This is a genomic window from Dysgonomonas hofstadii, from assembly GCF_014196915.1.
Classification (GTDB): Bacteria; Bacteroidota; Bacteroidia; order Bacteroidales; family Dysgonomonadaceae; genus Dysgonomonas; species Dysgonomonas hofstadii.
The window spans coordinates 248,540-268,350 of the sequence record NZ_JACIEP010000007.1 but is presented as its reverse complement, the minus strand read 5'-3'; the positions used below and the strand labels follow the sequence as shown (position 1 = coordinate 268,350).

Genomic DNA, 19,811 nt, shown 5'->3' with positions numbered 1-19,811 from the left:
TGTTCAGCCGCAACGCCGGTTTTGGGTCGCCGGAGGAATGCAGCCTTGATTTTTTGTAACTTTTGTATCAAGACAAAAGTTGAGAAAACAAGCCGGCAGGCGCGTTAGTAAAATAGAACGATTATTTATTACAATCATAATAATCCCAACTGCCGATTGGCATTATATAATAAACGAAATAAACCTGACTGAGTATGGAACATTATGAATTAATCGATAACACCGAGGCTAACCAGTACGAATTCCACGTCGGAACTCATATTGCAAAAATAGAGTATATAAAAACCAAAAACGGGGAAATTTATCTTACCCATACCGAAGTACCCGTTGCCCTGGAGGGCCAGGGAATAGGCAGCCAGCTTGCCGAGAAGGTACTGATGGATATAGAGAAGAAGAATTTACGACTTATCCCGCTTTGCCCTTTCGTGGCAGGATATATCAAAAAGCATCCCGACTGGCGGCATCTGGTAATGAAGGGGATCAATATATAAGATTGATACAACAGGAAGAAAAGATCAACTAACAACTAAAGATATTTATGGAAAAAGTTATAGAGTACACCAATGGTGAAGTCACCATTATATGGAAACCCGAAAAATGCCAACATGCGGGAATATGTGTTAAGATGTTGCCAGAGGTTTATCATCCAAAAGAAAGGCCATGGGTAAGACCTGAATTTGCAACAACAGCGCAAATAATAGAACAGGTTAGCAACTGCCCCTCAGGCGCACTGACATACAGAATGAACAACAGTAATAAAAGCAAATAGACAGACTATCCAAACCTCATAAGTTTATAAAACAGCCAATAGTAGAAAAGGCTATATCCATACCGGATATAGCCTTTCTTTTATATTAGAGAAGTAGTTATTGCTCTTTATTAATTAGCTCCTGCTTTTAGCATTTTGGCCTCTTCAATGTATTTATCGGCCTCAGTAGCTGCTATAGGAGATCTGGCATAGTCATTTTTTATCAGGGTAAAGAGTTCTATTACTTTATCGTGATTTCCCTGAACTCTGTATATAAGCGCTGCTTTCTTGTAAAGGCTTGGGCTCTGTATATAATTATCAACCCCCTTTGCGGCTTTTATATAATATGAAATAGCATCTTCAGACTTACCTGTATTATCAAGGCAATCGCCGATAGCTCCGTTTACAAGTTGAGAGAGCATAGCATCCTTTCCGCTAAAGTCTTTCAGGTAGCTTAGGGCTTTATCGTATTGTCCAAGATTGGCATAAGATACGCCGGCATATATTTTAGCCAGATTACCTGCCTTTGTAGAACCATATTCATTGATCACATACTCGAAGCCGTTATATCCTTTTCCGTCACCGTGGATGGCCACAGAGTCCTGTCCGAGGCGGAAGTACTCTTCGCCTTTGTACATGGCAACCTGAGCTTCTTCGTTCTTAGGACCGAAATAGAAGTGTTGAAGCGCCAGATATCCACTGACAATTAAAACGACAACACCTATACCTATCAATAGCTGGTTCTGGTATTTCACAAGGAAATTTTCAGATGTGTGAACGGCCTCATCAATTTTCTCCCATTCTTTTTCTTCGCGCAATTCGGCTTGTTTCTTTTTAGAAGACATTGTATTTCAATTATTTTTTATATTGTTCTAAAATTAGCAGCGACAAAAATAGCTGTTTTATCCTTATAAATAAAATCTTAGCTGCATTTTTTTCACTCTGTATAAAATTTAACCAAACGTTCTATCGCTCTTTGACATACCGGACAGAAGTCTTTGCATGTATTAGTTTTCATCCGGCAATCCACTGCAGGACGGTACATTCCTTTAGTCAGGTAACCTGCACCTTCAAACACTCCTACTTCATATTTATCTGCATCAGTAACATTTGTAGGTACTGGGATGCCGGGCGTAAGCATATCTTTCCACTTCGATGAGAAATCGACCAGTGAAGTTATATTGAATTCCCAAGGTTCTACATGAAGCGAATAGGTTTCATCAAGTACATCTCCACTATCATAAAAATATTCATCTGCCAATCCGGCAAAGCTATGTCCGAATTCGTGAACAACGACAGGCTTAAAACTCTCATGACCGGTAGTGGTTAAAGTATAAGCATTAAAAATTCCACCACCACCATACACATCTGTATTAGCCAGTATAATAATGTGAGCGTATGGCACTCCGGCAATAGCATTATGTATATCTTTCACATTTGTTGTAGTCAGATAACGCTCGGAATAGAACGTATCGAAATGCGATCCAAAAGCAGTTTTCAACCACTTATCCTGCCGGGGCACACTCACACCCGAATCGTCTGAAACAGTCTCTACTGCATAGAAATTGAATTTATCCTGTGATTTATTGAATGGCGAATGTAAGAGTATCTGCTCACAGGTGACTTTTGCGTATTCCCTGAATTTACCCATCTCCGAGGCTGTAAATCCTTCCGCAAGAATAGCCACATTGATAGCCTTATCGACAGCTCCTCCCTGATGAACAACGGTATATTGCGGAATATTCTCCTGTCCCAGCTTTTTAATTAGTATATCGGCAGGATCAACAATATGTTTTATTGCTGTCACATAGTTTCCGTCCTTATCTCTCAGGCTTATCTCCACAGTTACTTTCTCCTTCGGATAAGGTAACAGAAAGGTATTTTCAAAGCTTTTTCCAGTTTCCTTCGCTTCATCGGTAGACTGCCATTCCTGAAACAAGGTGCTGAATGCATCCATATAAATACATTTACCATCTGCAACAGTGCTTATTTTTATCTGGCCGTTCCCTTTCAGCAACAGTTGTGATAAATTATGCCTGCGTCCCGCCCATTGGGGTAACTGGTTCAGTCCATCCAAAGCCACTAACTGCGATTCACTGTCTCCGGAAAAAACATAATCGACACGTAATGTCTTATCTTCAAAATGATCCTGGAAGTTTTGTGCAGACAAGCCGGATATTGAAAACCATATTAGAATGGTAACATAAAAATATTTCATAGTATAACCCGTTAAGTATATGACAAAGGTATAAAATAATAATGCTAATGATTAGTTAAAACCTGCATTTTTATGGTGAAACTTTATCTATAATATTTTAATGTGACAATAAACAAATATGCTGATGTACCAATATTTAAATAAAGAATGAAAAATGAATAACAGAAAGAGCAAAATGTGTCAGGTGTGTCAGGTTTTAGTTAAAAACCAATAGTTATACGGTAACATTTAAATGAGCACAGAAAGCGTTATTTACGACTCCGATAAAGATCGAACATTTGTTGTAATATCTAAATTTTATACTTTTTTTGATTTTTAGTATTATGCTTTCATGTTTAATTGATTAGCTTTGCATCCGAATACGTAAGCAAGAAGCCTTAGTAGATGAGAAAAGTTCGCATCTTAACATACATATTCCTGTGTATATTGTTCTCTGTGCCTTTCTTAGGCGCACAGTATACACGTACTAAGAGTATTGCTTTATATTCAGTATTCGATTCCCTGCCTCCTGTTAATTCCGATTCAGCAATAACAACAAGGGATTCTCTGCGTATAGATTCTATTCCTGCAGATACTGCCAAGCAGCAAAAAGAGGCTCTCGATGCCATTGTCGACTATAAAGCTAAGGACTCCATTGTACTTACTGCCGATAAATGGGGCTATCTGTACGGTGAAGCGGAAGTCAATTATACAGAGATCAAACTGAAAGGTGAGAAAATATACATGAACATGGACAGCAGTCTTGTCCACGCTACTTTCGGACTCGATTCGGTAGGAAAAGAATTTGGATTCCCTATATTTTCCGATGGTGGCACCGACTACGAATCGAAAACAATGAAGTACAACTTCAAAACAAAGAAAGGATATATCACCGATGTGATCACCTCGCAAGGTGAAGGCTTTGTTACAGCAGGTAGAGCCAAGAAAAACGAAGACAACTCTTTCTTCATGCAGGGAGGTCGATATACGACTTGTGATGACCATGAGCACCCACACTTTTATCTGGCTATGACAAAGGCTAAAGTAAAACCCAAAAAAAATGTCGTAACGGGACCTGCATATCTGGTGATTGAAGACCTGCCTTTGCCAATCGGGCTTCCTTTCGGATTCTTTCCTTTTTCAGACAAATATTCGTCAGGGGTAATCATGCCTTCTTATGGTGACGAAATGGACAGAGGGTTCAACCTGCATGACGGGGGATATTATTTTGCCATCAATGATAATATTGACCTTTCGGTCACGGGAGATATTTACACTAAAGGATCATGGGGACTCAAGACACAATCCTCATACAGGAAACGTTATAAGTACTCCGGTTCATTCAGTGCCAATTATCTCGTTAACAAATACGGAGACAAAGATGATGCCGATTATTCAGTCAACAAGGACTTTTCGATAAACTGGACACACAGTCAGGACCCAAAAGCCAACATGTTCAGAACTCTTTCTGCCAGCGTGAACTTCAAAACCAGTTCATTCGACCGGAACAGCCTTGATACCCGGTATAGGAACACCGAGAATTCAAACACTAAAAGTTCGACTGTCAGCCTTACCCAGAAAATACCGAACTCTGCCTGGAGTTTATCGGCATCAATGAGTGTTGCGCAACGTAGTGCCGACTCTACCGTGGCTATAACTCTACCAAATCTTACCATCAATATGAGCCGTATCTACCCGTTCAAGCGAAAACAGGTTGTTGGAGCAGAACGTTGGTATGAAAAAATACAGTTAAGTTATACAGGAGACTTCAGAAACAGCATCACGACCAAGGAGGATAAAATATTTAAATCGAATCTGCAAAAAGACTGGAATAATGCTATGCAACATAAGATTCCGGTTTCTGCTACATTCTCAGTCTTTAATTATTTGAATATAACACCTTCATTCAATTATACCGAACGCTGGTACACGAGTAAAGTTACACAAAAGTATGACCCATCATCCGATAATTTTATAGCTAAAGACACAACCTATTCTTTTAACCGTGTCTACGATTTTAGCTTCTCTTTAGGGTTCCAGACAAAATTATATGGGATGTATACCCCCCTGTTCTCTAAATCTACTAAAATACGACATGTTTTCACACCCAGTATAAGTTTCAATTATGCTCCAGATTTTAGTGACCCACACTGGGGCTTTTATGAAAGAGAATGGTATTACGACAAGAATGGTATCCGTCGAGAAGAAGTGTATTCCCCTTACGAAAGAGGCATGTTCGGTACTGCGCCAAGCACTGCCCAGGGTTCTATCTCTTTCAGCTTTGAGAACAATCTGGAGATGAAAGTCAAATCGGAAAGCGACTCTACCGGATTTAAGAAAATAAGCCTTATAGACAATCTGAGCATTAACTTTAGCCATAATATGATGGCTAAAGAGTTTAAATGGAGTGATATTTCTACCAATATACGCCTTAAATTCAGTAAATCATTTGTAGTGAATGTAGGTGCGGCCTTTGACCCCTATCTATATGAAACTGCCTCTGACGGAAAAAGCGGAGTGAGGATAGACAAATTACGTATAAGCCGTGGAGGCAAAGGGATTGGAAGATTGAGAAGTACCGGATATTCCATAAGTCCATCCATTAACCAGGACACATTCAAAAAATGGTTCGGAAAAGGGGATGATAAAGATAAAACGAATACAGATGGCGAAAATCCGCCAACAGACGATACGGGTGCAGGTGAAAACGCAGAAGGAGGAGAACGAAAAAGCCTGCTTGGAGGAAAGACCGACGACAACCAATACGATGAAGACGGCTATATAAAAAATGATATAAAATGGAATCTGGGATTCAATTTCTCCATGAACTTAGGTTATGGCACTTACAATCCTGAGAAACGGGAATACGGATATCGCATTACCAAAAATTTTGGTCTGAATGGCAGTATACAGCCTACCAAGAACTGGAATTTCAATTTCAATGCTACTTACGACTTCGACGCAAAAAAGATAGCATACATGACTATGAACATTACCCGCAACCTGCACTGCTGGTCTATCTCAGCATCTGTTAACCCTGTGGGAATGTACAAAACATACTATGTAACCCTGCGGGCAAATTCGTCGATGCTGCAAGACCTGAAATACGAACAACGCGGACGTTCGTCCGGTTATGATCCTGACTGGGATTAAGTTATTTAACTTATATCAATTGACAATTTCAATATAAAGAGAGCCAGAGTTTTATTCCGGCTCTTTCTATTATAAAATGACTATACTAATTTTTGGTATACTCCATAATACCTTTAGCCAATCCCCCGATTCCTCCTCCAATCAAAGCACCAATAAGCGCCATAATGATGATACCTCCTGTAAACATCAGATAAGCAAGTATTCCTCCGGCAAGGAGAATAGCGCCAATGATGATGAATTTAAAGCCTTCGCTTTTGCGGTATGCCTTCAGTCTCACCATTGCTTCTTCAATAGCTCCGCTGGTGGCATCAGGGTTTTGCTGGGTTAGAAGTTCCCTGATCTTATTCATATCTGTTATCCGGGCTTTGAACAGCTTTACAGCTTCCTGAAACAGGTCTTTTTCCATAGTAGTTGGTTTTGTTTGTGAGTTATTTGTTTAATTCCTTACTTTAGAACGCAAGGTAAGTATTCTGTAATATATTACAAAATCAGAACTCATTAAACTGTTCCTGATACAATGAGTAATACTTCCCCTTATTTTCGAGTAACTCCTGATGCGTTCCCTGTTCGATAATCTTCCCTTTATCGAGCACCAGTATCTTATCCGCGTTCTGTACTGTAGATAATCTGTGCGCTATGATAAGACTTGTGCGCCCTTCCATCAGCTTATCCAATCCTTTTTGGATGAGTATTTCACTGCGGGTATCTATATTACTTGTTGCTTCATCCAATAAAAGGATAGCCGGATCAGCTACGGCTGCACGGGCTATATTCAGTAATTGCCGTTGTCCCTGACTAAGGTTTGCCCCATCATTTTTCAATTGAGTCTGATATCCTTGTGGCAAACGTTTGATGAAAGAATGCGCGGCAGTCAGCTTTGCAGCTTCCACGACTTCTTCATCTGTTGCGTCGAGACGACCGAAACGTATATTCTCACATACAGTCCCTGTGAACAGATGTGTATCCTGTAAGACAATTGCCATAGACTGCCGCAAGTCGCTACGTTTTATATTACTAATGGATGTTCCGTCAATGGTGATCTCTCCCGATTTTATGTCGAAGAAACGGGGAAGCATATTGAGTATAGTAGTTTTGCCTGCTCCGGTCTCCCCTACCAATGCTATTTTAGTTCCCGGGGTAGCATGCAGAGAAACACCTTTTAAGATGAGTTTTTCAGGCTTATACCCAAAATAGACGTCTTTCATCACCAGGTCACCTTTTATAAGTGAAAGGGCAACAGCTTCCCTGGAATCTTTCGTCTCTGGATCTTCATCTATTACCTGAAATATGCGCTCAGCACCGGCAATTGCAGCCTGTATACTGTTATAGAGACTGGCAAGTTCATTAATCGGACGGCCAAACTGACGGGAATATTGTAAAAATGCCGCCAGACCACCAACATCGAATCCCCTGAATATAGCTAACAGAGCGCCGACAATGGTCACAAGCACAAAATTGAGCGTGTTCAGGTTTTGCATCACAGGCATCATCATACCGGAATAGAACTGGGCCTTTTCGGATTTTTCCTTCAAGCTTTGATTCAGAACTTCGAAGTCTTCTTCTACTTTTCTCTCATGCCCGAATACCTTAATTACTTTTTGTCCGCTTATCATTTCCTCAATGAATCCGTTGGTCTCCCCTAAAGTATCCTGCTGCGCTTTAAAGTATTTTTTACTTCGTTTTACAATCGTTTTGGCGCTTAGAAACATGAACGGGACTGTAATAAGAGTGACAAGCGTAAGTATAGGGCTGATGTATATCATCAGTATGAAAATACCGATGAGCATCAGAGCGCTCGACAACATATCCGAAAGGCTATCGGTAAGAGCATTACTCACCTGATCGATATCATTGGTATAGCGGCTCATCAGGTCTCCATGCTGATGCGTATCAAAATATTTTATAGGTAAACGCTCCATCTTATCAAACAGATCGGTACGCATACGGGTAACTGTACGTTGTCCTATCTTATTGAGCAGAATATACTGTACATAAGTAGCAGCTACTCCTGCCAGATATATACCTGCCAATACCAAAAGTATCTTTAGAAGCCCCGAATAATCACCGGGAATAATATAGTCGTTGATTATCGGACGAATCATGTATGAACCCAAAAGGTTGGCTATGATACTTATTATAATCAATACTCCGATGACGAATAACAGTTTCTTGTCACAGGCCAGATACGACATCAGCCTGAAGAAAGTCTTTTTGCCCTCCTTCGCTTTTCCATCTTGTTTGTATGCGTCTCCGTGTGCCATGTCTTAAAAAGCCATTTGCTGTGAATTATAAATCTCTTTATAAACTTCCGATTTTTCAATCAGTTCGGATGGTTTTCCTATTGCGTCTATCTCTCCGTCTTCGAGTACGATAACCCTGTCGGCCGACTGCATGGTGTTGATCCGCTGGGTAATAATGAATACGGTTGTATCCTGTAACATACGGTTCAGATTCTGACGTATCTTTTGTTCTGTATCGGAGTCCACAGCGCTTGTACTATCGTCCAGAATCAAGATTTTAGGTTTCCGGAGCAAAGCCCGTGCAATACAAATACGCTGTTTTTGTCCACCTGACACATTGATGCCTCCACGACCTAGCATGGTGTCATATCCATCGGTAAAAGACATAATGAAGTCATGGGCCTGCGCTGCCTTTGCCGCCTCCTCAACCTCATCTTGTGTAGCGTCAAGGTTTCCCCATTTTAAGTTATCAAGTATAGAACCGGTGAATAATTCGTTCTTCTGCAATACCATTCCTATTTTAGAATGTAATTCATCCAGGTTATAATTTTTCACATTCACTCCATCTATCAGCACTTCTCCTTGTGTAGTATCATATAAGCGGGGAATAAGTTGTACCATCGAACTTTTTGCCGAACCGGTAGCACCTACCACAGCAATAATTTCTCCCTGGCCGATATGAAAGTTTAAATCCTTCAGTACGTCGTTTTCTGCGCCTTTATACCGAAAATAAACATTACGGAAAGTGACCTCTCCTTTATTTATTTTGTGCTTGTTTTCCAATCCTTCTTTTGTATTCGTCAGCGAAGACTCTGTATCTAATACCTCAAGTATACGCTCCGACGAAGCCGAAGCCCGGGCTATATTCATTATCACCATCGAAAGCAGCATCAAGGCCATAAGTATCTGCATCAGGTAGTTTACAAACGAGATCAACTCACCCACTTTCAGTTCACCTATCATCACTTTTCCACCACCTACCCAAAGGATGATAATAACGGATATATTCATTATCAATTGCATGACAGGAAAAATAGATACAACAACATTAGAAGCATGAATCACCATATCACGCAATTCTTCGCTGCTACGCGCAAATTTCTTTGTTTCAAAATCTTCCCTTACAAATGATTTTACAACACGTATATTGATCAGGTTCTCCCTTACCACAGCATTCAGCTGGTCTATCTTTTGTTGTACTTTCATGAATAGCGGAAATCCTTTTCGCAGGATAAGGAAAATACTTATACCTAATACCGGAATCGCCCCTATCAGAATAAGAGCCAGACTTGCATTGATCTCTACAACAAAAAAAGTCGCCATTACCAGCATCAATGGAGAACGCAGCAGCAGACGCATTCCCATAAGTACCACTTGTTGTATGCGGCTGATATCGTTCGTAAGCCGTGTAATCAGTGAAGCTGAATTGAATTTATCTATTTCGGAAAACGACAATTGCTGTATCTTCTCGAAAAGGGAACTTCTCAAATCCGTACCAAACCCTATTGCCGCACGGGAAGATACCTGCACATTAACAATGCTCACAATCAATCCCAAAATAGATACCCCTACCATATAAGCACCTATTTCTGTAATTACAGACAAATCACGTGTCATCACACCATCGTCTACAACTTTCGCCATGAACCAGGGCTGTATCGTTTCACACAGCACCGTAATAAGCACCAGAAAAGGACTAATAAGGAGACTTGTCTTATATCGTCTTAGTATCTGCCAGTATTTCTTCATTCAACAGGTCATTAAATAACAAAAAAGTTACAAAAGTTACACTTTTGTCAGTTAACGGTCAACAGTTATCAGTTTACAAAAACCTGACACTTCTGACAGATTTTCCCGCAAAGATGCCAAGCCGCAAAGTATAATCAGATATTTTAATTTATAACTCATCATTGGCTCTGCCGATTCTTCGAAACAACGTTCGGCGTTAGCTAATTCATAACTCATAATTTATAATTCCTTTCTTACATAGATAAAGTTTCCAAAGAAAAATGTAGTTGGAACTGCTAATTTTCATTAGTAACAAAAGTAATGTTTTTTAGTTCAAATAACATGCATCATATACAAAGCACAGATATAATTATTATTGATGCTATATTAACAAATATCTATATTTTTTGATGCAAAGCTATTTATTTCGTAATATTGCATAGTATTGATAAAGTACTGAAAACATCATCAAAAATATCATCATTATGTTAAGTAAAAAATTAGAAGCTGCGCTGAATGCGCAAATCAATGCTGAATTTTGGTCAGCATATCTGTATTTGTCTATGGCTGCATATTTTGGAGCAGACGGCAAACCAGGTTTCGCCAATTGGTTTGAAATACAGTTCAAAGAAGAACAGGATCATGCAATGAAACTTTTCAAGTATGTCATTGAAAGAGGAGGAAAAGTAGAATTGAAACCGATTGCCAAAGTCGATAAATCATGGAAATCACCTCTTCATGCATTCGAAGAAACATTGAAACATGAAATCGTTGTGACCGGGCTTATCAATGATCTTGTGGCTTTAGCTAAAGAAGAGAATGACTATGCTACAGAGAGCATGCTAAAATGGTTTGTCGATGAACAGGTGGAAGAAGAAGCTACTGCTCAGAGCTATATAGACGCTTTGAAAATGATCAAAGACAACGGATTCGGTATCTATACGCTCGATAAGGAATTACAATCGAGGTCTTATACTCCGCTGGTATAACAATAAAGTAAATGATTAAAATGAATCTCCCCGGAATTATTCGGGGAGATTTGTTATTTTTACGGGACTAAAAACAGTTGCCAATTGATACAGATAGAGCACATATCAAAAAAATACGGAGAGTATACAGCCTTATCGGATATAAGCTTTTCCATGCAAAAGGGAAAGATCGTAGGCTTATTGGGAGTAAACGGAGCGGGTAAATCAACCCTGATGAAAATCCTTTCAGGTATTCTTCTTCCCGATTCGGGGCAAGTGAGCTTTTTCGGAGAGAACCTCCTGAATGATTCTTTGGATATAAAAAAGCAAATAGGTTATTTATCCGAAGATAATCCTTTGTATGAGGACATGTATGTCCGTGAATATCTTGACTATATATCCTCCATTTATAAATCAGGGAAAGAAAGGGTTGCCTACGTTATCGAACAGACCGGGTTAACAAAAGAATACAAGAAGAAAATAAAAGACCTATCGAAAGGAAACAGGCAAAGAGTAGGTATAGCGCAGTCACTGATCAATAATCCTGTTTTCCTCATATTGGATGAAGCCACATCGGGACTCGATCCCAATCAACGGGAAACCCTGAATAATCTGTTTGTTGAGTTATCGAAAGATAAGATCATCCTGTTCTCTACCCATACCCTGCAGGAAGTAAAAGATATATGCTCTAGCTTTGTACTTTTAGATAAAGGAAAGCTCGTTGCCAATTATGAAATCGATCAGATAGATTCTGTCGAAGAACTATTCCATACCCTGACAAATGAAAATAATAGCTGATAAAAACATTCCCTATCTGAAAGGAGTAGCCGAACATTTCGGAGAAGTAACCTATCTGGATGGCGCAGCCTTTACAAAAGAAGCAATAAAAGAAGCCGACACCTTAATTATCCGCACAGTAACCCGTTTCGATGAAAAGAACCTGGCCGGATCGAACGTAAAATTGATCTGCTCGGCAACTATCGGATACGACCACATCGATACAGATTATTGTGACACACATGGTATTGCCTGGCGAAATGCACCGGGGTGCAATTCAGGATCGGTAATGCAGTATGTAATCTCCTCATTGATTGTTATCTCCCGGCAAAAAGGTTTTGACCTGAAAGATAAAACGATCGGTATTGTCGGTGTTGGAAACGTAGGTAAAAAGGTTGCAAAAGCATGTGAAATACTTGGAATGAAGGTTCTGTTAAACGACCCTCCACGGCAAAGAGCTGAAGGAGACAAGTATTTTGTTAATCTAGATACTATAATAAAAGAAGCCGATATCATCACCTTCCATACACCATTAATAAAAGAAGGAACAGATAGAACATATCATCTGGCAGATGAAGATTTTTTCCAGTCATTGAAGAAGAGACCGGTTATCATAAATGCAGCCCGTGGAGGAATCATCGATACAGGAGCCGTAAAAAAAGCCATAAAAGATAATCTCATTTCCGGAACAATTATCGATTGCTGGGAAAATGAGCCACAGATAGATATCGAATACCTCAATCTCGTCAATATTGCCACCCCACATATCGCAGGATATTCAGCTGATGGAAAGGCTAACGCCACACGTATGTCCCTTGAATCAACCGCTGATTTTTATAACCTGAATAAAGGTCCGATAGAGGCAGTAAAAGAGCCGGAACCAGAAAATCCTGTGATCGATCTGGATAATTTTAAAGATTCGGATAGTCCGATCTATGATGCTATATTACATACATACGATCCAATGGGTGATTGCGCCCGTTTAAAAGCAGAACCTGCGACTTTCAAACAATTACGGAACAATTATCCGCTAAGGAGGGAATATTTTGCGTATCGTATTACAAATGCGGCGATTGATGAAATGGATATTTTAAAAAAACTCCATTTCCGGTAATTGCTTTTCAAAAGACACTAACCGGCAAAACTGACTTTACCTCCGACGATTTATGCTATGCCCCAATTCAGCTATCGATTAGCCTTTGGCCATTCTTTATTGGGGGTATTTCCCATTTCCAGAACTAATTTTCCACCCTTTATTATGTCACTGTGGCTGATATAATACTCATTATATGGCTTTCCGTTCAGCTCTGCTTTTTGTATGTATATATTATTGTCACTTAAATTCCTGGCTTCAATCTGGAAAGAGTTGTTATTGTTGAGTGAAATGGTTGTTTTTTCGAAACTCGGACTACCCAATATATACTGATTGCTACCCGGACATACGGGATAGAAGCCCATCATACTGAATACCAACCATGCAGACATTTGTCCGGCATCATCATTCCCGCTCAGGCCGTCGGGGGTAATAAAATATTCCCGTGCTATTATTTTATGCACCCATTCCTGCGTTTTCCACGCCTCTCCGGTCATTGCAAAAAGATAAGGGATATGATGTCCAGGTTCATTTCCATGCCAATAATGGTCTTTGTCGAAAAACTCATTAAGCCTTTGACTAAAGCGTTCCTTGCCTAAGACTCTGCGTAATCCGTCAACGTCTTGTGGCACGTACCATGTATAATGAAAAGGAGTTCCTTCGCATATAAATGGCTCCGGCTTATAGGGATCGAACTGTTCCACCCATCGTCCATCGGCATAACGCCCGCGCACATAACCGGTTTCGGGATCTATTACATTTTTATAGTTTGCGGCTCTTTTGATCAACACTTCATAGTCTTCTGTTTTTCCTAACTTCCGGGCTACCTGCGACAATACATAATCATCATAAGCATATTCCAGTGTACGGGAGACTTGTTCTCTTTTATGGAAAGCATCAGGAACCCCGTCTTCCAATGGAATATAACCATATCTGAGATATGATTCCATTGCCCGGCGCCCTTTTCCGTCTACATAACTCTGATGATCGGTATTCACAGTGAATGCATTTTTTCGCATCAACTCATAAGCTTCTTCATAATCGAAACCGGGGATTTCTTTCATTATGGCATCGCCGATAATGGAAATTCCATGGTCGCCGATCATTGCCGCAGTATAGTTGTTCCATAGCGGAAATGTAGGCAACCATCCTCCTGTTTTTCCTTTGATGATATATGAACGCATCATATCTCCATTCATTTCGGGTTGAAGAATGGTCAGTAACGGCTGCAAAGCCCTATATGTATCCCACATGGAAAAATCACAATAATAGGTAAATCCGTCAGCTTTATGATTCACATATTTTTCCGAAAAGCCGGGATAGGCACCGTTGACATCGCTAAAGGTACGAGGCAGTAAACGAGAGCAATACAAAGCAGAATAGAACTTAATGAGTTTGGCAGTGTCTGCACCCTCTACTTTTATCTGCCCCAAAGCTTTATTCCATGCAGACTCGCTTTCATCTTTTATTTGATCGAATGATTTATTCTCTATTTCAGTTTCCAGATTCAGACGTGCGTTCTCGATACTGGTAAAGGATGTCCCTATCTTCAATGAAACAGAGCCTTTAGTTGCAGATGATAATTTAACCCAGGCTCCTACATTTGATTTGCTCCCTTTGACAGACGTGCTTTTACTTGAAATGACAGAATCATTCCATGTGCCGAATTCTAAAAAAGAATCACTGAAGCGAACAACGAAGTACCCGCTAAAACCGGCACTCTCTCCCCATCCCTGATAGATACGGTGCACGGGATTATAGCCTGTAATCTCTTTTTTCTCGACATCTATATTAATAAAGCCTTCCCCTTCATCGCTGTTAGGCTCTACAATAATGTAACGGTCTTCAGCATCGCGGAAATCGAATTGCATGATACCCGAACGGGACAATCCTGTTATATCGGCTTTAATATTATAGTTATCCAGTAAAACGCTATAATGATAAGGGCTGGCTATTTCTTTTTCATGGCTGAATTTCGATGCTCTTTTCTCTGCGTTTACTTCCAATCGCCCACTAACAGGCATAATGGTAACGCTGCCATAATCCTGAGTACAAGACCCGTTAAGCCAGTGGCTTGCACGAAATCCTTGTATTGCATTGTGGTAATAGTAATACGGTGCGTTACATTTCTTTTCACCCGCAATTGTTTGGGCAACCCAATTGGTCATTCCGTTGGGAATTCCAACAGCAGGTATGGTTTGTCCTTTATGCTCTGATGGCTCTTTATCTCCTTTCGAATGTTTCTGGAAGTCTGTTCCGATAAGAGGATTGACATACCGGGTATAGTCTTCCTGATTCTTTTGGAAAGAGACGAAAGTTCCTACTAAAACTGCGATGATTATTACTTTTTTCATTATAGATTATTCCGGCTAAAAATGAGTTGTTACATGTATATAGGGGCAAAAGTAATTATTTTATTAATCAGTAGCAAGGATGGTTTTGCTACTGTAAGACAAACTCAAGGAAATAGCAAATTGCAAGCAGTGAATTACAATGAGCTCACAGCCTATCGTGAAACCAAAAGAGGAGCGACACTACATCGCTCCTCTTCCTTAACTATAATAAAAGAATAATTGCTTATTCTACGGCGTCAAAGTCCACTACTGTCTTTCTTGTGGCAGCAATACGGTCAAAGTCTTCTTTAGTCCCTACAACAAGTTTATCGAATTCGCGCTGGCCTGTACCTGCTGGAAGCAAGTGTCCGCAGATTACATTTTCTTTCAGGCCTTCCAGTCTGTCTACCTTCGCGTTGATAGCTGCATCGTTAAGTACTTTTGTTGTTTCCTGGAACGAAGCGGCAGACATAAAGCTTTGTGTCTGAAGGGCGGCACGCGTAATACCCTGAAGTATCTGGTTAGCTGTGGCAGGAATAGCATCGCGCACTTCCACCGGACGAAGATCCCTACGTTTTAGCATAGAGTTTTCATCTCTCAGTTTACGCGCTGTCACTATCTGACCAGGCTCGAATGTTTCAGAATCACCGCCGTCAACAACGACTTTCTTACCCCAGATTCTGTCATTCTCTTCCATTACATCATATTTGTCGATCACCTGTTGCTCAAGGAAACGTGTATCACCCGGATCGATCACTTCGACCTTGCGCATCATCTGACGCACAATCACTTCGAAGTGCTTATCGTTGATCTTCACACCTTGCAGACGATATACATCCTGTACTTCGTTTACAATATATTCCTGAACAGCTGTAGGTCCCATGATAGCAAGAATATCTGAAGGAGTTGTAGCCCCGTCAGACAATGGCATACCTGCTCTCACAAAGTCATTTTCCTGTACCAGTATCTGTTTTGAAAGAGGAACAAGATATTTCTTGACTTCACCAAGCTTAGAAGTAACGATCACTTCCCTGTTACCACGCTTGATCTTACCAAATGCTACCTCTCCATCAATTTCAGATACGACCGCCGGATTAGAAGGATTACGAGCCTCGAATAACTCAGTCACACGAGGAAGACCTCCGGTGATATCACCAGCCTTACCCACTGCGCGAGGTATCTTCACAAGAACGTCTCCTGCTTTGATCGTATCATTATCATCTTTCACAATATGAGCACCCAATGGAAGAGAATAAGTCTTGATAGTCTTACCGCTTTCATCCAGGATATGGGCTTCAGGCGCTTTAGTCTTATCACGGGATTCAATGATGATCTTTTCTTTCAGACCGGTCTGCTCATCTGATTCAACTTTGTATGTTACATTTTCTATAACATTTTCAAATTTGATACGTCCGGTAGCTTCAGAGATGATAACTGCATTAAATGGATCCCATTCGCAGATCAGGTCATCTTTCTTCACCCGGGCACCATCTTTGAAGTACAATTTAGACCCGTAAGGTATATTGTGAGTAAGTAATACGATCTTAGTATTAGGATCAACCAGACGAAGCTCAACCAAACGGCTGACAACAATCTGTACTTTTTTACCACTTTCATCTATTACATCTACTGTGCGCAAATCATCAATTTCCAGTACCCCGTCATATTTAGCCGCTACGCTACTTTCGGCAGCAATATTGGAAGCGATACCCCCAACGTGGAATGTACGAAGTGTCAACTGTGTACCCGGTTCCCCGATCGACTGTGCAGCAATAACTCCCACGGCCTCTCCTCTCTGAACCATGCGTCCTGTGGCAAGATTACGTCCGTAACATTTTGCACAAACGCCTTTCTTCGATTCACAGGTTAATACCGAACGTATTTCTACACTTTCAATAGGAGAATTTTGTATCGCGTTAGCCTCATCTTCCTTGATTTCATCTCCGGATTTCACAATTACTTCTCCTGTTAAAGGATGTTGTATATCGTGAACAGAGACACGTCCTAATATACGTTCGTATAGTGAAGCAACAACTTCTTCGTTGTTTTTCAACTCTGTACAAACAAGTCCGCGAAGAGTTCCACAGTCTTCCTCATTGATGATAACATCCTGAGAAACGTCTACCAGACGACGTGTCAGATATCCGGCGTCGGCTGTTTTCAAAGCCGTATCGGCAAGACCTTTACGAGCACCGTGGGTAGAGATAAAATACTCCAACACTGACAAGCCTTCTTTAAAGTTGGAAAGGATAGGGTTTTCAATAATCTGACCACCTTCAGCCCCACTCTTTTGAGGTTTTGCCATCAATCCACGCATACCCGATAGCTGGCGAATCTGTTCTTTCGAACCACGGGCTCCAGAATCCAACATCATGTACACAGAATTAAATCCCTGATTATCTTCCGATAATTGCTTCATCAGAATATTAGACAATCTGGAGTTAACGTGTGTCCATGTATCGATGATCTGGTTGTAACGTTCGTTGTAGGTAATGAATCCCATGTTATAGTTATTCATTATCTGCTCAACTTCGTCGTAACCTTGTAAAACAAGCTCGTCTTTTTCTGCAGGAATGATCACATCTTCAAGATTGAACGACAATCCTCCCCGGAACGCCATTGTATAACCAAGATCCTTGATATCGTCAAGGAACTGTGCAGTACGGGCAACCCCTACAGTTTTGATTACGTTACCGATGATGTCACGAAGTGATTTCTTTGACAATACTTCGTTTATATAACCGACTTCATAAGGAACTATTTCGTTGATCATAACACGACCGACTGTAGTCTCACGCATCACGTCAACAATATTTCCGTTTTCATCAAGGTCTTTCACATACACCTTAACAAGGGCATGTATATCTACTTTCCCCTCATTGTAAGCGATGACCGCTTCCTCCGGTCCATAAAAAGTCAAACCTTCACCTTTAGCACCTTTACGTGATTTCGTGATATAGTACAATCCCAGAACCATGTCTTGTGAAGGTACTGTAATAGGAGCTCCATTGGCAGGATTCAAGATATTGTGAGATGCTAGCATCAGCATCTGAGCTTCAAGAATTGCTTCGTTACCTAACGGTAAGTGAACAGCCATCTGGTCACCGTCGAAGTCGGCATTGAACGCCGTACATGATAACGGGTGCAACTGAATAGCTTTACCACCGATCATCTTCGGCTGGAATGCCTGAATACCCAAACGGTGAAGAGTAGGGGCACGGTTGAGCAACACAGGGTGTCCTTTCATTACATGTTCAAGGATATCCCATACAACAGGCTCTTTACGGTCTACTATTTTCTTTGCTGATTTTACTGTCTTAACGATTCCACGCTCGATCAACTTACGGATGATAAACGGCTTGTAGAGCTCGGCAGCCATATCCTGAGGAATACCACATTCGTGCATCTTCAATTCAGGGCCAACGACGATTACCGAACGAGCCGAATAGTCTACACGTTTACCCAGCAAGTTCTGACGGAAACGCCCCTGCTTACCTTTCAAACTATCGGAAAGGGATTTCAACGGACGGTTGGCATCAGTTTTAACTGCACTTGATTTACGCGAGTTGTCAAACAATGAATCCACAGCTTCCTGAAGCATACGTTTTTCGTTACGTAGGATTACTTCCGGAGCTTTGATATCGATAAGTCTTTTCAGACGGTTGTTACGTATAATTACACGACGGTATAAGTCATTCAAGTCCGAAGTTGCAAAACGTCCTCCATCAAGTGGAACAAGCGGACGAAGTTCTGGTGGAATCACAGGAACGATCTTAACGATCATCCATTCCGGTTTATTCTTACCTTTCGATCCGCGGAACGCTTCCACAACCTGAAGTTGTTTCAAAGCTTCATTCTTACGTTGTTGTGAAGTATCGGTACTTGCCTTATGGCGAAGTGTATTCGCCAGTGAGTCAAGATTGATACGTGACAACAAATCGTAAACAGCTTCAGCTCCCATTTTAGCGATGAACTTGTTCGGATCGCTGTCATCTAATAACTGATTTTCTTTAGGAAGCTTATCAAGGATATTCAGATATTCTTCTTCTGTAAGAAGATCTTTTTCTGCGATTCCCTCTTCTATTGCAATACCCGATTGAATTACCACATAACGTTCGTAGTAAATGATCGAATCAAGCTTCTTTGTAGGAATTCCTAATAGATAACCCATTTTATTAGGAAGAGAACGGAAATACCAGATATGAGCTACCGGAACCACAAGATGAATATGTCCTGTACGTTCGCGGCGAACTTTCTTTTCTGTTACTTCTACCCCGCAACGGTCGCAGACAATACCTTTATAACGGATTCTTTTGTATTTACCGCAATGACATTCATAATCCTTTACAGGGCCGAATATACGTTCGCAAAAAAGTCCGTCACGTTCTGGTTTGTAAGTACGATAGTTGATTGTTTCGGGTTTCAAAACTTCACCGCTCGATGCTTCCAGAATTTCTTCAGGGGATGCAAGACTAACGGTTATTTTTGAAAAGCTACTCTTTACTTTATTTTCTTTTCTAAAAGCCATATACTTATATTGTGTATAAAGAGTTATTTATAATAGCGGCCCCTCC

Annotated in this window: 14 protein-coding genes; 6 read left to right on the top strand and 8 right to left on the bottom strand. The window is 40.6% G+C overall.

Annotated elements, in window-relative coordinates:
* Nucleotides 1-194: 194 nt before the first annotated feature.
* Complete coding sequence (locus GGR21_RS11605; protein WP_183307391.1) at nucleotides 195-491, top strand: GNAT family N-acetyltransferase; 297 nt, start codon at nucleotides 195-197, stop codon at nucleotides 489-491.
* 47 nt (nucleotides 492-538) lie between these two features.
* Nucleotides 539-769 carry a (4Fe-4S)-binding protein gene (locus GGR21_RS11600; RefSeq protein WP_183307390.1) on the top strand — a complete coding sequence of 77 codons (231 nt, stop codon included), beginning with the start codon at nucleotides 539-541 and terminating at the stop codon, nucleotides 767-769.
* A 110-nt stretch (nucleotides 770-879) separates the two neighbouring features.
* Here the strand turns inward: GGR21_RS11600 and GGR21_RS11595 are convergent, their stop codons facing one another.
* Both GGR21_RS11595 and GGR21_RS11590 read right to left on the bottom strand, forming a co-directional pair.
* Nucleotides 880-1,593, bottom strand: coding sequence for a tetratricopeptide repeat protein (locus GGR21_RS11595; protein ID WP_183307389.1), 714 nt, complete (start codon nucleotides 1,591-1,593; stop codon nucleotides 880-882).
* Nucleotides 1,594-1,685: 92 nt separating this feature from the next.
* Nucleotides 1,686-2,966: a M64 family metallopeptidase gene (locus tag GGR21_RS11590; protein WP_183307388.1), complete on the bottom strand. Its 1,281-nt coding sequence runs from the start codon at nucleotides 2,964-2,966 to the stop codon at nucleotides 1,686-1,688.
* Between the two features lie 384 nt (nucleotides 2,967-3,350).
* Between GGR21_RS11590 and GGR21_RS11585 the strand changes: the two genes are divergently transcribed.
* A complete protein-coding gene (locus GGR21_RS11585) occupies nucleotides 3,351-6,098 on the top strand; it encodes a putative LPS assembly protein LptD (protein ID WP_183307387.1) in 2,748 nt (915 codons plus the stop codon).
* An 85-nt stretch (nucleotides 6,099-6,183) separates the two neighbouring features.
* Here the strand turns inward: GGR21_RS11585 and GGR21_RS11580 are convergent, their stop codons facing one another.
* The 4 genes from GGR21_RS11580 to GGR21_RS11565 all read right to left on the bottom strand — a co-directional run bounded on the left by GGR21_RS11580 (nucleotide 6,184) and on the right by GGR21_RS11565 (nucleotide 10,303).
* Nucleotides 6,184-6,504, bottom strand: a complete 321-nt coding sequence (locus GGR21_RS11580; protein WP_183307386.1) for a hypothetical protein — start codon at nucleotides 6,502-6,504, stop codon at nucleotides 6,184-6,186.
* 82 nt (nucleotides 6,505-6,586) lie between these two features.
* Nucleotides 6,587-8,359, bottom strand: a complete 1,773-nt coding sequence (locus GGR21_RS11575; protein WP_183307385.1) for an ABC transporter ATP-binding protein — start codon at nucleotides 8,357-8,359, stop codon at nucleotides 6,587-6,589.
* A gap of 3 nt (nucleotides 8,360-8,362) precedes the next feature.
* Nucleotides 8,363-10,087 (bottom strand): ABC transporter ATP-binding protein, encoded by a 1,725-nt coding sequence (locus GGR21_RS11570; protein ID WP_183307384.1) that lies wholly within the window; start codon nucleotides 10,085-10,087, stop codon nucleotides 8,363-8,365.
* 51 nt (nucleotides 10,088-10,138) lie between these two features.
* Entirely contained in the window at nucleotides 10,139-10,303 is a 165-nt protein-coding gene (locus GGR21_RS11565; protein WP_183307383.1) for a hypothetical protein, read from the bottom strand.
* Between the two features lie 248 nt (nucleotides 10,304-10,551).
* On the opposite strand from GGR21_RS11565, the gene GGR21_RS11560 reads away from it, so the two are divergent.
* The 3 genes from GGR21_RS11560 to pdxB all read left to right on the top strand — a co-directional run bounded on the left by GGR21_RS11560 (nucleotide 10,552) and on the right by pdxB (nucleotide 12,925).
* Complete coding sequence (locus GGR21_RS11560; RefSeq protein ID WP_183307382.1) at nucleotides 10,552-11,055, top strand: ferritin; 504 nt, start codon at nucleotides 10,552-10,554, stop codon at nucleotides 11,053-11,055.
* A gap of 84 nt (nucleotides 11,056-11,139) precedes the next feature.
* Nucleotides 11,140-11,832, top strand: coding sequence for an ABC transporter ATP-binding protein (locus tag GGR21_RS11555; protein ID WP_183307381.1), 693 nt, complete (start codon nucleotides 11,140-11,142; stop codon nucleotides 11,830-11,832).
* The gene (gene pdxB, locus GGR21_RS11550) at nucleotides 11,816-12,925 is read left to right on the top strand and encodes a 4-phosphoerythronate dehydrogenase PdxB (RefSeq protein ID WP_183307380.1); all 1,110 of its coding nucleotides are present in this window, start codon (nucleotides 11,816-11,818) and stop codon (nucleotides 12,923-12,925) included. Before GGR21_RS11555 ends, pdxB begins: the two co-directional genes overlap by 17 nt.
* A 71-nt stretch (nucleotides 12,926-12,996) precedes the next feature.
* Here pdxB and GGR21_RS11545 read toward each other — a convergent pair whose 3' ends face one another.
* Together GGR21_RS11545 and rpoC are read right to left on the bottom strand one after the other, a co-directional pair.
* Nucleotides 12,997-15,258 (bottom strand): GH92 family glycosyl hydrolase, encoded by a 2,262-nt coding sequence (locus GGR21_RS11545; RefSeq protein ID WP_183307379.1) that lies wholly within the window; start codon nucleotides 15,256-15,258, stop codon nucleotides 12,997-12,999.
* Nucleotides 15,259-15,481: 223 nt separating this feature from the next.
* On the bottom strand, nucleotides 15,482-19,765 hold the full coding sequence (rpoC, locus tag GGR21_RS11540; RefSeq protein ID WP_183307378.1) for a DNA-directed RNA polymerase subunit beta': 4,284 nt from the start codon (nucleotides 19,763-19,765) through the stop codon (nucleotides 15,482-15,484).
* Nucleotides 19,766-19,811: the final 46 nt, after the last annotated feature.

Bases quoted from the DNA above. Each gene is read 5' to 3' on its own strand.
- GGR21_RS11605 (WP_183307391.1), top strand. From the start codon at position 195: ATGGAACATTATGAATTAATCGATAACACCGAGGCTAACCAGTACGAA.
- GGR21_RS11600 (WP_183307390.1), top strand. From the start codon at position 539: ATGGAAAAAGTTATAGAGTACACCAATGGTGAAGTCACCATTATATGG.
- GGR21_RS11595 (WP_183307389.1), bottom strand. From the start codon at position 1,593: ATGTCTTCTAAAAAGAAACAAGCCGAATTGCGCGAAGAAAAAGAATGG.
- GGR21_RS11590 (WP_183307388.1), bottom strand. From the start codon at position 2,966: ATGAAATATTTTTATGTTACCATTCTAATATGGTTTTCAATATCCGGC.
- GGR21_RS11585 (WP_183307387.1), top strand. From the start codon at position 3,351: ATGAGAAAAGTTCGCATCTTAACATACATATTCCTGTGTATATTGTTC.
- GGR21_RS11580 (WP_183307386.1), bottom strand. From the start codon at position 6,504: ATGGAAAAAGACCTGTTTCAGGAAGCTGTAAAGCTGTTCAAAGCCCGG.
- GGR21_RS11575 (WP_183307385.1), bottom strand. From the start codon at position 8,359: ATGGCACACGGAGACGCATACAAACAAGATGGAAAAGCGAAGGAGGGC.
- GGR21_RS11570 (WP_183307384.1), bottom strand. From the start codon at position 10,087: ATGAAGAAATACTGGCAGATACTAAGACGATATAAGACAAGTCTCCTT.
- GGR21_RS11565 (WP_183307383.1), bottom strand. From the start codon at position 10,303: ATGAGTTATGAATTAGCTAACGCCGAACGTTGTTTCGAAGAATCGGCA.
- GGR21_RS11560 (WP_183307382.1), top strand. From the start codon at position 10,552: ATGTTAAGTAAAAAATTAGAAGCTGCGCTGAATGCGCAAATCAATGCT.
- pdxB (WP_183307380.1), top strand. From the start codon at position 11,816: ATGAAAATAATAGCTGATAAAAACATTCCCTATCTGAAAGGAGTAGCC.
- GGR21_RS11545 (WP_183307379.1), bottom strand. From the start codon at position 15,258: ATGAAAAAAGTAATAATCATCGCAGTTTTAGTAGGAACTTTCGTCTCT.
- rpoC (WP_183307378.1), bottom strand. From the start codon at position 19,765: ATGGCTTTTAGAAAAGAAAATAAAGTAAAGAGTAGCTTTTCAAAAATA.